The organism is Parachlamydia sp. AcF125 (genome assembly GCF_018342475.1).
Lineage (GTDB): Bacteria > Chlamydiota > Chlamydiia > Chlamydiales > Parachlamydiaceae > Parachlamydia.
The window spans coordinates 169,132-182,314 of record NZ_JAEMUD010000003.1; the positions used below are offsets into that span (position 1 = coordinate 169,132).

General features: G+C 39.7%; 11 protein-coding genes. 5 read left to right on the forward strand and 6 right to left on the reverse strand.

Annotated features, from left to right (window positions below):
• Positions 1-13: 13 nt before the first annotated feature.
• From rpsP to PARA125_RS06965, 5 genes are all read right to left on the reverse strand, one after another.
• The gene (gene rpsP / locus PARA125_RS06945; RefSeq protein WP_213158095.1) at positions 14-346 is read right to left on the reverse strand and encodes a 30S ribosomal protein S16; all 333 of its coding nucleotides are present in this window, start codon (positions 344-346) and stop codon (positions 14-16) included.
• Positions 337-1,665, reverse strand: coding sequence for a signal recognition particle protein (gene ffh / locus PARA125_RS06950; RefSeq protein ID WP_213158096.1), 1,329 nt, complete (start codon positions 1,663-1,665; stop codon positions 337-339). Before ffh ends, rpsP begins: the two co-directional genes overlap by 10 nt.
• A gap of 54 nt (positions 1,666-1,719) precedes the next feature.
• Positions 1,720-2,577, reverse strand: a complete 858-nt coding sequence (gene prmC / locus PARA125_RS06955; protein WP_213158097.1) for a peptide chain release factor N(5)-glutamine methyltransferase — start codon at positions 2,575-2,577, stop codon at positions 1,720-1,722.
• A gap of 5 nt (positions 2,578-2,582) precedes the next feature.
• Positions 2,583-3,647, reverse strand: a complete 1,065-nt coding sequence (prfA, locus tag PARA125_RS06960) for a peptide chain release factor 1 (protein WP_213158099.1) — start codon at positions 3,645-3,647, stop codon at positions 2,583-2,585.
• Positions 3,648-3,710: 63 nt separating this feature from the next.
• Positions 3,711-3,980 carry a type B 50S ribosomal protein L31 gene (locus tag PARA125_RS06965; RefSeq protein ID WP_213158100.1) on the reverse strand — a complete coding sequence of 90 codons (270 nt, stop codon included), beginning with the start codon at positions 3,978-3,980 and terminating at the stop codon, positions 3,711-3,713.
• A 352-nt stretch (positions 3,981-4,332) separates the two neighbouring features.
• Here PARA125_RS06965 and PARA125_RS06970 point away from each other — a divergent pair, with 352 nt between their 5' ends.
• The 4 genes from PARA125_RS06970 to PARA125_RS06985 all read left to right on the forward strand — a co-directional run bounded on the left by PARA125_RS06970 (position 4,333) and on the right by PARA125_RS06985 (position 10,211).
• Positions 4,333-6,237: a ubiquitin carboxyl-terminal hydrolase family protein gene (locus tag PARA125_RS06970; protein ID WP_213158102.1), complete on the forward strand. Its 1,905-nt coding sequence runs from the start codon at positions 4,333-4,335 to the stop codon at positions 6,235-6,237.
• 80 nt (positions 6,238-6,317) lie between these two features.
• Positions 6,318-7,253 carry a rhomboid family protein gene (locus PARA125_RS06975; protein WP_213158104.1) on the forward strand — a complete coding sequence of 312 codons (936 nt, stop codon included), beginning with the start codon at positions 6,318-6,320 and terminating at the stop codon, positions 7,251-7,253.
• A 400-nt stretch (positions 7,254-7,653) separates the two neighbouring features.
• Positions 7,654-9,459, forward strand: coding sequence for a hypothetical protein (locus PARA125_RS06980; protein ID WP_213158106.1), 1,806 nt, complete (start codon positions 7,654-7,656; stop codon positions 9,457-9,459).
• Positions 9,460-9,620: 161 nt separating this feature from the next.
• A complete protein-coding gene (locus PARA125_RS06985) occupies positions 9,621-10,211 on the forward strand; it encodes a hypothetical protein (protein ID WP_249274249.1) in 591 nt (196 codons plus the stop codon).
• 404 nt (positions 10,212-10,615) lie between these two features.
• On the opposite strand, the gene PARA125_RS06990 is transcribed toward PARA125_RS06985, so the two are convergent.
• Positions 10,616-11,542 carry an MORN repeat-containing protein gene (locus PARA125_RS06990; protein WP_213158109.1) on the reverse strand — a complete coding sequence of 309 codons (927 nt, stop codon included), beginning with the start codon at positions 11,540-11,542 and terminating at the stop codon, positions 10,616-10,618.
• A 962-nt stretch (positions 11,543-12,504) separates the two neighbouring features.
• Between PARA125_RS06990 and PARA125_RS06995 the strand changes: the two genes are divergently transcribed.
• Complete coding sequence (locus PARA125_RS06995) at positions 12,505-13,089, forward strand: collagen-like protein (protein WP_213158110.1); 585 nt, start codon at positions 12,505-12,507, stop codon at positions 13,087-13,089.
• The last annotated feature ends 94 nt before the right edge of the window (positions 13,090-13,183 follow it).

Consider the following 13,183-nt stretch of genomic DNA (forward strand, 5'->3'; position numbering starts at 1 on the left):
GTTTTAGACAACCTTATTCAGCTCCTTTTTTGCGCTGTTTACGCTTTGCAGCATTTTTTGCGCGAAGGGCTAATTTCTTTTCAGTTTGCTCACGCAGAATGCTTGGCGCAGCTTTTGCCACAAGGCTTTCTGTTTTTTCTGTCAACTGAGCTCCAAGATTTAACCAATGTTGCACCCGATCTGCGCGAATGAGCAAGTTTTTATCTGCTTCAGTTTCGCCTGGATTGTACCAACCTAAATCTTCTAAATATCGTCCGTCGCGCGGAGAGCAACAGTCTGTTACGACAACGCGATAAAATGGACGATTTGTCCGACCTTGTTGTCGTAAACGAATTTTTAACGCCATAGGGATCCTCCCATCATCTTTTCTAAAGTTTTCATATTTGGTAATTTTTTAAAAAATTGTTTAGCTTGCTTAAAAGATTTCACCAAGCGATTAATGTCATCCATTGTGGTTCCACTTCCTAAAACAATCCGTTTGCGCCGAGGAATGGATAATTCCACTTTTTCAAACCGTTCGTCAGGAGTCATCGATTGGATCATTGCTTCGACTTTAAAGAATTCTTTTTCCTCAAAATCCTCCAGTTTTAACCCACTCATCCCTGGAAACATGCCGAATAAGCTTTTGAGAGACCCCATTTTTTTAACCATTTGGATCTGATTCAAGTAGTCATTATAAGTAAAAGTGGCAGAACGGATCTTTTTTTCTAAATTTTTCGCTTCTTCTTCGCTGATATGTTCCTGAGCTTTTTTCACTAAATTGATCGTATCTCCCATTCCTAAAATACGATCTGCCATAGAGATGGGGTTAAAAACTTGAATATCGTCTAGCTTTTCTCCGATCCCTTCAAACTTGAGAGGTTTTCCAGTTACTTCCTTGATTGAAATGGCAGCTCCTCCACGAGTGCTTCCATCCAGCATCGTTAAAATAGTACCCGTCACCGCTATACGCGCATTGAACTCAGCCGCAACTCTTACTGCGTCTTGCCCTGTGGCGGCATTGGCTACAAATAAAATTTCACCCGGTTGAAGGGTATCGCGTACTTTTTCAAGCTGTCTCATCAGCTCTTCATCCACGTGTAGGCGACCTGCAGTATCGACAATCAGGACATCGTGATTTTCTTTTTTTGCCTGCTCTAACGCTTGCTGGGCAACCTTTACAGGATCTTTTTCGCCTGGGATCGTAAAAACAGGCACATTTATTTGCGCACCCAGCGTTTGCAATTGGTTAACTGCAGCTGGTCGCTGTAAGTCACAAGCGACAAGTAGAGGGTTTTTGCAGTTGCCTTTTCTTTTGAAGTATTTAGCAAGCTTAGCTGAGTGAGTCGTCTTTCCACATCCTTGTAAACCACAAAGCATAATAACAGCTGGATTTCCGGAGAAATTAAGGGTGGCTTCGCTTCCCCCCATTAAGGCGACTAGTTCATCGTGCACAATTTTGATAAATTGCTGCCCAGGGGAAACAGATTTTATTAAAACATCCCCCACCGCTTTTTCTTTTACTCGTTTCACTAACGTTTTGACGACAGAATAATTGACGTCAGCATCCAACAGAGCTAATCGCACTTCTGTCACCGCTTCTGCGATATTCTCTTCGGTCAACGTCTTTTTTCCAACGAGCTTAGAGACCAAACTTTGCATTTTTTCTGTCAATACGCCTAGCATAAATGCCTTCCGTCTTTATCTCCTGTGATAAAAGGGAGTAGGATAATCAAAAAATCATTCATTTTCAAGGAAAAAGAATCGGTCATTCTCAGACCAATCTCTCTCAAAGCGACAAACTTTCCATGTATACCCTCTTGAGTTTTGCTCAAACAACTTTTGTACGTCTGCTCCTTGATTAAAACCAATCTCCATCCAGGCTTTTCCTGAGGGTTTTAAAAAAGATGGCAAATCGGCCATTAACCGTCTGTAAAACTGCAATCCATCTACGCCACCTAAAAGAGCCTCTTTGGGTTCATGTTTGACTTCCTCTTCCAAAGCTTCCCAGTCAGATTCTGGAATATAGGGGGGATTACACACAAGGAAATCTACTTGAGACCCTCGGAAAGGCTCCAATAGATCGCCTAGCACAAATTCTACATCCACCTTATTGAGAGTACTATTTTCTTTTGCGACGTGCAACGCCTTATCTGAAATATCTGCAAGGATCACCCGCAATTGAGGGAATTTCTTTTTTAAAGCAATGCCTAAACATCCCGATCCACAACACACGTCCCATAAAGTTTTTCCAGAAAGATCTTGTTGGCTTAAATTTTTAGCAGCTAAGTCAGCTAAGATCTCTGTCTCCTGTCGAGGAATCAAAACAGCTGGACTGACCTTTAAAGAGCAGCCGTAAAATTCAACTAGCCCCCTGATATACTGCAATGGCTCTCGTAAACCACGTCTGCGCAAAGCTTCTCGACACTTTTGTAGCTCTTCCTTTTCTAACGGACGATCAAATTGCATATAAAGATCGATGGGAGCGACGTGTAAAATATCGCTCACTAATTGAATGGCTTGCTGCCTTGCATGAGAGATTCCCTGCTTGGAAAGATAATCGGCCGAAAGGTTGAGAACCTCTAAGATAGTTTTCATGCTTTTTATAACTTCAATTTTTCTTGATGAAAGTGAGACACCAGCGCCAAGGCAATCTCATCTAAATCCCCTTCCATCACTCGATCCAAGTTATAACGCGTTAAATTTATGCGATGATCTGTAATTCGATTTTGTGGAAAATTGTAGGTGCGGATCCGCTCCGAGCGATCTCCAGAACCTACTTGCTGCGAACGATTGGAAGCAATTTCTTCTTGCTTCTTCTTCTGTTCAACTTCTACAATTTTTGCCTTTAAAAGACGCAAAGCTTTTTCTTTGTTCTTATGCTGGCTACGCTCTTCTTGGCAATACACCACAATCCCTGTTGGAGCGTGTGTCAAACGTACCGCACTATCTGTGGTATTTACGTGCTGGCCGCCAGCCCCGGAAGAGCGGTAGGTATCAACCCTTAAGTCTTTTTCATCGATGACAACATCCGTGTCTTCGTCTGGTTCTAATAAAATAGCTACCGTAATAGCTGACGTATGGACACGCCCTTGAGCCTCTGTTTCCGGCACCCGCTGAACGCGATGTGTTCCCCCTTCGTAATGAAGGAAACGGTAAACATTTTGCCCCGACAAAACCATGACGTATTCTTTATATCCCCCCATTTCTGAAGGAGTACAAGAAAGCAGCTCATAGCGCCACCCCTTAGAATCGGCATACAGCTTGTACATGCGCACGCAATCTCCTACAAAAAGTGCAGCTTCATCTCCGCCTGTACCTGCCCTCAATTCTACGATAGTATTGCGATGGTCATTCGGATCAGGGGGAACTAGGAGATTTTCTAAGTCCACCTGTAACTTTTCTACTAAGCTGCGTAAATGGCGCGTGTCCTCTTCCAAAACTTCTTTCAACTCGGCATTCGCCTCGTCTACAAGCATCTCCTGGTTATCTTCAATCTGCTTTTTGGATTTAATCATTTTTTCCCAAACAGATTTAAGCTCGGTCAAATATGCATGTTCTTGGGTCAAGGCCCGATATTGCTTTTGGTCTTGAAAAATCTCGGGCTTTCCTAGGGTTTCTTCAAGGTCGGGCAACTTTGAAAGAAGTTTTGTGATTTTAGCTTCCATTACATTTTTTTGGTTGATTGATTAGCGAACAAAGCTCATTAAATTCATGAAAGCTTTAAAAGTCTATTGCTCATCCGCATTAGTTTTCTGAGCTTTTGCCATATAACGTTTTTTAAACTTATCCACACGGCCTTCCGAATCTACCAACTGCTTACTTCCAGTAAAAAAAGGATGAGAAGCTGAAGAAACAGGCACGCGGTACACAGGGTATTCCACCCCTTCGAACACTTCTTTTTCCTTCGGTTGTAAAGTAGAACCACATACAAATCGATGACCTGTCGCAGAGTCAACAAATAAAATTTGCTGATATTTTGGATGCGTATTTTTTTTCATGAAAACTCCAAACAATTACGGTTTCCCTTTTTCTCGCTTGCCTGAGGAATTAGGGTTTTTATATTAATCGTACGGACATCCTCTTCGAAGAAGCAGCGGCTTAAACAATTTTAAGCGAGCTTATCCCCTTGATGTCCTAAATCACTAAATTTTTCATCTATAAAAAATAGATAATGCGTTAATAAATCACAAGCAAAAACGAAGCAAGGGGCCCCTCTTAAATTTTTTTTTATTTATTGTTAAAGCCTATTCCAAATTTTTTAGGCTTCCTTCAATAATTGTAGAGATTAAATAATTGTATGTGTGTTATTATTTAGTTATAAGTTTAAAATATTTTCTTTTGGAGTGAATAATGCCTAATATTACCCCTCGGTTTTTTTCAAAAGATCACTGGAAACATCCTTTTACTATTAAAGTGACTAAACCTTCGGATCCAACTAAAGTGGAAAAAACAAAAATAGGAAAGGGAAAAAGAATTACGGCTATTTTCCTAGCAGTGATAAGCGGAATTTTTTCCCTGGGTCTTCTAGCAGCCCCAGTTTTCTTCCTTTCTGCTTTTTTCTTTAAAAAATTAGAATTGCGCCAAAGAAAAGTAACTAATATTACCAATCAGAAGGGAATGCATCAAAAAGTTCCTAACCCCCCTTCAGCTGGTAGTGCTAAGCTTGCTGCTTCTAAACCCTCCCCATCACCTCGTTCCGAAGTTAAGTGGTATCCTAATCCTAAGGTTTCCAGACAAATACCTATTTCCGAAGCTCCAGAAAAAACAGAAGAATTTTCTCCTCCTTCCGAGGATGGCGGACGTGTCGGCTTAACAAATGTTGGCAACACATGCTGGGTAAACGCAGTTTTACAATGGTTGGCGGGTACGGGGGTGGCCGATTGGCTCATTTTCCTTCTAGTCAATGACAAACTTTTGCAGATTATGTCTACTAAAGAGCAGGTGGAGAATTTTAAAAACGATTTAAAGAATCTTTTAGACAGGATACAATCCCAAACCTATCTAAGCAAAACAGACCGGGCCTCACTGTTAGAATTCGATAAAATCTGGGATCACCTTTTCCGTAAGACTGATCTTTTAAAAGTAAACAAAGAATTAGAAGGGAGCGCAGCTTTACAAAGGGATTTAAAAAAACTTATAGCAAGCTTAGCCCGTTCCTCTGAATTTGAAGGGGAAGAGGTCATACTTACAGATTCTCATAAAGCGTTGTTAAAAAATATGACTGAAAATTGGGAAAACCTCTTCAACTCTACTTTAATTTCCCACGCACTTAAGAAGAACAGTCAATATAAAGAGACCCTCCTCAAATTCCAAACAGCTTTTAAAAATCTTATTTACACCCTGCGAACTCAACAAGGGTACATTGGGCGCAAAGACTGCCAAGCTTTTGAAAAATTGGTAACTAGTCTCATGCAACAGGATCTCATAGCTGGGACTGGAGGACAAATGGATGCGAGTGAATTTCTCCTCGTTTTGCAGCGGACTTTTAACTTCCCTCCTTCAGACGATCTAAATAAAGAAAGCCAATACAATCAAGAAAACTTTGTTAAAATGCTCACTCTTTATGAAATGCAAAAAATCCCTGAGCATACAAGCAAGCCGCCCGTTTACAAGAAGCCTTATATTGGACCTTATGAGCCACTAATCAAAATTTCTGTCCCCTACGAAGAGGCCAATTTAAAAGCGCCTATTTCTATTTTACATTCTATAGCCGCACCAGATGCTAGAACAGTCCGAGCCGACTTTGCCATTAAAGACAGCCCAGTGGATACCTACGAAGACGGCACCCCTTTTGATACAAATAGCTATCCTGTTAATCTACCTAAGAAAATAAATGTCTATTTTTCGCGACTTGTGGGGGTGGAGGAGAGCGGAAGCCAAAAATTCGATGAAGAGGGCAACCCTGTTTACATGAAATGTGAGCGTTCTTACGAAATTGACGCGCAAGGCTGCATTCAACTCATAGAATACAATCGTGACACAGTAGGAATGAACGAGGGGGCTGATTCTAACCTTTCCACTCAAGATGGAAGTGAGCCGTGGAAAATTTTACCAAACCGAACATGTACCTATGAAATTTCCGCCGCTATCCTGCATGAGGGAAGCGCAACAAGCGGCCATTATGTGATGCTTCAAAAAATAACAGACAAACAGTATCTTTACTTTAGCGACACAACTGTTAAATTTATAAGCTCCGAAGAAGCATTAGACAAAATTCGCAAGGAGGCCACCGTTATGCATTTCAAGCTTGTGTAAACCATTACTTTTCCAAAAAAAGATATACTCCACACAAACGGTAGCCCTACCGCTAAATAAAAAATTGGAAGAGGCTAAGTATGAGACCTATGACCTTTCACACGCAATTTGGACCCGAATGGACTCCACCCTTAGTTAAACAACTCATCATCGCCATCACTAGCGTGAGTATTGCCTGTGCCCTTTTGCATCCTTTATTTGCGCATGTTTTTGGAGTCCTTTCTCCTGCTCAATGGCTAAGTTTGTCATGGGCTGGAATGACAAACTATTTCATTTGGCAACCTTTTACCTATGCATTTGTGCAAGAGGGAACATTCTTTGGAATTACTCTGTCTTACTTGCTTTCTTTATGTTTTAACATGTACATTTTATGGATTGTAGGAACAGCGGTTCTGGAACGAATGACTAACCGAGGCTTTATTTTTCTGGTCACCTCGGCCTCCATCCTGAGTGGCCTAATGGGGCTTTTAGCCATGGCTCTAGAAGGATCGCCTGGTTATCTATCAGGCCCAATCCCCGCTATCCTTGCTTTATTTGTGGTATGGGCATGCCTGTATTCCGAAAATGAAATTCTTTTGTTTTTTGTATTCCCTGTTAAAATAAAATGGCTTCTGGCTGGGGTTACAACTGCTATTTTACTCATTTCTCTTTCCCATATGGATGGGGTAATGCTCTTATTTTACGGCACTGGAATGTTGGTCGGATATCTGTATTCCGTCACAGTGCTTGGCCTTCGCACTCCCTTTTCCTGGACGCATCCTTTGGATGATAGGCTGACTATCTGCTATGACAATAGCTTAAAAATATTAAAAAAATGGTTTAAAAAAAAGGATCGAGAATCGAATAAAACCAAAATATTCGATATCAAATCCGGGAAACCTATTTTCAATGACGACGAGCAATTTATCGATGCCATGTTGACTAAAATTTCTCGCCACGGGGAAAAATCCTTAAATGCAGACGAAAGAAGACGGATGCGTGAGATTTCAGAACGGAGAAATCAGAAAACCAACTAATCGCTTTAATGCCAAAAACTTTGATTGCTTCTCTCTTGCAGGAGTGGAGAAAAAAAATCCTCTCCTCTTTTAAAACGCACAACTTAAAAAACAAGGTTTAAGGGGATAAACCTTACAAACATTTCACCTTTCTTTTTAATCTTTGATGTTCTTTTTAAAATAACGTAGCTCCTCCCTTTTTCTTTTCGTAAAGTTTATGATTTAATTTTTCTACAATTGAAAATTAAGTTTTTAAATTATTTAGCCCAAACCAAAGTTATTAAGAGTAGCGGATTTCTAATTATTTTTTAAAATATTTCTTTCCTAATTTTCAAATTCATTTTATATGTGGGTTAACGAGAAATTTTTCCCAAAATTAGCAAGCCGAGCGCCCGATTAAACCATCCCAAGCGAGGAAAATATGAAACTTCTGCGAGCCCTTTCTCCTCTTATTTTAGCCTTCAGCTGCATAATAAGTCGCCTTCACGCAGAATGGTCATTGCCCGTGGATATTGCAGGCTGGTCAACACCTGTTGATCTTTCCGTTCCTGGCCAAAACGCTTCCATCCCAAAGGTAGCCACAGATCCTCTAGGGAACTCTGTTGCAGTATGGGGGCGTTTCAATGGAGCTAATTTGATCATTCAAGCTTCTAGCCTAGCATTTGGCGGGATTTGGTCTGAGCCTTCCAGTCTTTCGATTATGGGGAGAAGCGCGACCTCTCCTCAAGTAGCTGTTGACCCGTTGGGAAATGCAGTTGCCATCTGGAGTCGCAGCGATGGCTTAAACTTAATCATCCAGTCCTCCACTCAAAATTTTGGAGGCAATTGGTCTATCCCTGCCAACCTTTCGCTACCCGGCCAAAATGCCACAAATCCGCAAGTTGTGGTGGATCAAAGCGGAAATGCTGTAGCCATTTGGGAAAGGTCTAATGGAATGCATTTAGTTATTCAAGCTGCTACATTGCCACGTAATGGGAGTTGGACTACCCCTGTAGATATTTCTCTTCCCGGTCAAGAGGCGCTTCAGCCCCATTTAACGGTAAACTTAAGTGGTAATGTTTTAGCTGTGTGGAAAAGATTTGATGGAAGACATTATTTGATTGAATCAGCGGCTCTGCCTTATGGAGGAAGTTGGTCGTTCCCTACCATTCTTTCACAACCAGGGCAAAATGCTGACAAACCTCAAGTTGCACTTGATGCTGCAGGAGAAGCGATTGCAGTTTGGAGTAGATATAATGGAAAAAGGAATGTGGTGCAAGCAAGCCGCTCCACCTTCGGTAACCCATGGGACACTCCTAAAGATCTTTCTTCCGAAACAATTAATGCTTTAAATCCCCGTATAAACATGGCTCAAGGTGGAAAAGCGACTGGAATTGCTTTGTGGGAAGATACCACTAATCATGAAATACAATCGATGAAAATGTCTGAGGGGATCTGGGAAGAAGCGATTGTAATCTCTAATTCTTCAGAATTTTCAACCATTCCTCAAGTGGCAATGGATTTTCACGGAAACGCTATAGCCGTTTGGCAAAATCCTATAAAAAAAGTGGTTCAGGCTGCTACCTTACCTTTTAATGGAAAGTGGTCTCTTCCTGAAGACTTATCTGAATCTGGCCAATATGCTATTGTGCCCCAGGTTGCCTTAGATTCAAAAGGCCACGGGATAGCTGTTTGGATTCGATCAAATGGAACCCATAACATTGTACAGGCTTCTTCTGGTTTTAACTTATTCAATCGCCCTCTAAATGAAAAACCTTGGGAAATAGCAACTGAAGAGGAAGAGATCGAAGAAGAAGAGATTATTTCTTCTGAAGAGCAAATTCCCCCAGCAGAAATACCAGCTCCACAGCCTTCTCAAGAAGAAGAAGCCCCTATAGACACATTGCCTAATACAGAGCCTAGTCCAGCAAAACAGCCTCCACGGCGCCCTGTAGTTGCCACTCCACAACTTGCACCGCCTACAAATTTTAAAGTTAAGATTGTCAAACAATCTTTCTTCTCGCAAAAAGTTCGCGTGCATAAATTGTCCTGGAGCCCTAGTCCAGATACAGAAACAAGCGGGTACTTATTAATAAGAAATGGGAAGACCATTGCAAGTATCCCTGCAAAGGGGCCTTTCTCATTCTCGGATGTCAGGACCCAGAAGAGAGGAAAAGATGTTTATCAATTATACGCGTTCACAAAAACAGGCCTTACAAGTGCTACATTAACCTTAGTAGTGCCTTAAAGGCTTTTTGCTAAATATAGAACTGAAAAGAGGGAGAAACTTTCAGCTCTTAAAATAGCTTGAAGAGGACTAAAATCTCGATAAACCACCCCTACTAAGGAATGGTTTATCGAGAAGGACAAAAGGATATTATTAATTCCTATATATTAGAGGATATGGCCATGAAAATTGTGATTTTTCTAATTGCACTCTGCTTACCGCTGTTAGGACTTTCTGCTTTCGATATAAGAAATGGTTGGGAACCAGAAATACGAGCCGCGGCTTTCTATCCTTCCTCGAAAAAATTTAGAAAAATTTACCATGAATGGGATGCTGACTATCAAATTGAAATTTCCAAATCGATTTGTTACGGATTTTCAGGATGGATGAATGGGGCATGGATAGCCGAGAGAGGACGTTCAAAAGGGGATATTAAAAATTCTTCCCGCATCCATATTGTTCCGATTAGCTTTGGAGCCAAATATTCATATCAATTTGCCACCTCGTGGAAAGTTTATGCGGGCATGGGAGCTTGTTACACTTTCCTTCGAATGAAAGATCATTCCCCCTTCGTGAATAATCATCTCCATAAAAGCTCGTGGGGCGGGGTAGCGAAAACTGGCATTCAATTTTATTGGAAATCTTTATTTTTTGACTTATTTGCAGACTATCTGTACCAACCTTTCCATTTCTCTAATACTTCAAAAGTTAAACGAGATAACGTAAACGTGGGGGGATACAAATTGGGATTAGGCATAGGTTTTAGCCTATAGTGATTTAAGCAAGCCATGGTTTTAGCAACCATGGCAATATTATCGCCCAGCAGCTAAAGCTTATTTAAAAAACTTTAGCTTTTTAGTAAATTTAAGAACTTCTCTTTCAAAGTCTTTTCTGACCACTCCTTATACACTTGTGCTTTGTATCTTTTACCGCTATTGTAAAGGAGTACGGCCTTGATTCTAATTCTATCTCAGAGGCGTTTACTATGCTTTTTTGTGTTGAGCATGTAACTGCAGTCGTCCTTTTCTGCTGCAAAAAATTCATGCCTCCATTTTGAACGCAATAAAATTTTTCCTTCATGAACGGTACTACGGTATAAATGAGAAGAGGAATAGTTTTTAGTCTGGGTATGGAATTATAAAGCCGTGGCTTTTTAGCCGCGCTTTATGCAAAGAAGTTATTTCTTAAAAACGCTCCTCATTTTTTCTAAGAAGCTTGGCTTTTTTTCTCGATTTTTAGAAGTTGGGCCAATCTTCGTTTTTATGCCTTTTTGGCTAGTCATCACTCCTTTAACCAATTTACCCTCTTTAAATATTCCTTTTAATTTTATACCATTTACATATAGGGACTCGCCCTTTCCATCCATATTGCCTTCCTTAAATTCTCCGGTGAATTTATCACCTGATTTATAAGTTATTGTCCCTTTTCCATGCGCTTTGCCGTCCTTAAAGCATCCTTCATAGGTATATCCCTCACTATGCCCATTCCCTGCATACTTGTAGGTTCCGCGACCAGCATGTTTATCATTTTTAAATCGACCTTCATAAGTTGAACCATCCGAATAAGTAACCACTCCCTTTCCGTAATATTCGCCATTTATAAAACCACCTTCATATTCACCTTCACATTCTAACTCATTATCTCCATATCTACTCCCCTCATGATGCTTCCTCTCTGCATTAAGGGCTCCTGTATAGCTTGAAAAGCCTTTTTCCTTTTCTTTATTTTTTTGTTGAGTTTTTTTTTCAATTTTATGAGAAATAAAGAGGGTTAAATCTGCTCCAAAAATTTTTTTCGCTGCCTTAAATTCTTCTTGGGTTATTCCAAATCTTTTTCGCAAGCTGCTCGCATTGACTTTAACATATCCAGCTTCCTTTCCAGCGGAATTTACAACGCGCAATAAAACAGCCCTTTCCCATAAACGAATCTTGGGTTTTTTATCATAAACTTTTAAAGCAGTAAGGGCCACAGTATAGCGAGAATCATTTTCTAATCCTTGAAATTTCATCCGTTTTTTGATCTTTCCTGTGCTCTTTTCTGGAGATGAAATTGCTTTTGCAGGCAAGATATCTGCCTTTATGAATGGAATACGCACTATGTGCATAAAAGCTCTTTAATTTTATTAATTATATTTTTTACAACAATTTATACAAATAATAGTTTCCAATAAACAAAGCAAAAAAAATTAACTTAAAATTTAACAAATATTTTCTAAGTAATTCGATTTATTACCAAAATAAAATATTTCGAGAAAACTTTAATTTAATTATTTCAAAATTAGTGTTAACGTTCAATTAATTATAAAACTTTTTACAACGACTGTACTCCCTTTCGAAATTGTTAAAGAAATCAAACTACCTTCTATTAAATTAACAAAATAAAAAAAACGGCTACACTCGCAAATTAATCTGGTGATTGCTCCTTGCTAAAAAATTAAGGTTCTTAAAAACAATCTTAATTATCTCTTCTCTGCGAGTGACAAAATGAGGAGACTATTTTTTGAAGCGAATTGAGGACGAATAGCAGTATTTAAACATATCTGCTCGAGAAAACTTTTCCTATCCCTTGAGAAAGAACAAACGCCATGGGCAGCATGGCTATCTGCGGAAAAAATTAAATCTTCTCTAAGTTAGAAAAATAAGAAGACCTCCTTATGAAATTGAGGCCAGCCGATCAGCTTATTCCACATTTTTAACAGAATATAGTTTTCTTGTTTTCCTAAAGGGAAAGCCTCTTTTAAATAAAAGTTTACAAAATTTATTGAGAATTTTGATAAACTAAACTAAAAATATCCTCTATTTATTAATTGAAAATCATCGTGCGAATGAACAAAACTTTTCTTTAGATCCAACAATCTTGTGTTAGAATTGTAAGCAAAAATTATGAATATTTGTTAAGATAAAAAATAAAAGGGCTAAAACGAATATTTTGTTACAAAAAAAATAATCGCAAAGTTTTTATAAAACTAGGAGAGATACTCAGCAAATAAAACGGTGCAAAAGTTTTACAGTTTTTTTAAGCCTTGGATTTATAAGGTTAAAAAATCATTATTACTTTGGAGGATGTATGATTCAACTATCAAAATGCTTTTCAGCTTTAGCTTTGATTTTAATGGCCACTCAGTTTCTACATGCAGAAACCGTGGCTAGTCCAACCGATCCTACTGTTCTGCAAGGCCCTACTGGCCCAACAGGCCCCCAGGGAGCAACGGGCCCAATAGGTCCTCAAGGTCCCTCTGCTTTTCCACCTAGCTATGCTTTTTATTACAGCCCCAATTCTCAGCTATCCATTTATGCGGGAGAAACAATTAATCTCACTATGCTTGATCCCGAGAATGTGGGAGGCTTTACAGCCCCTATCAACGGCGGCATCTCCATTCCTCATGATGGTGTCTATTTAATTTCTTATTCGGTTTTTACTAACGTGCGAAATGGGGTGATAGCACTTGCTGTTAACGGAAAAGCTATTGCAAAAACAAGCGTAGCAGTTCCATTAAATCAAAATACGATTATTTTGCGATTAAATGCAGGGGATATTTTAACCCTTACTAATGGGTTGCTGTCCGGTTCAATCAATGCCCTTTCAGTTACAACCAATACACGTTTGCCAACTGTGCCTGTAACGTTAACTTTACAGCAAATTGGCTCTTAATCGCTTCAAGGCCTTGCTAAATTGGTTTGGCAAGGTCTTAACATTAGGTAAGATATCCTTAAAGGAGGAACGCCTACCATCAAATCCTGTACTC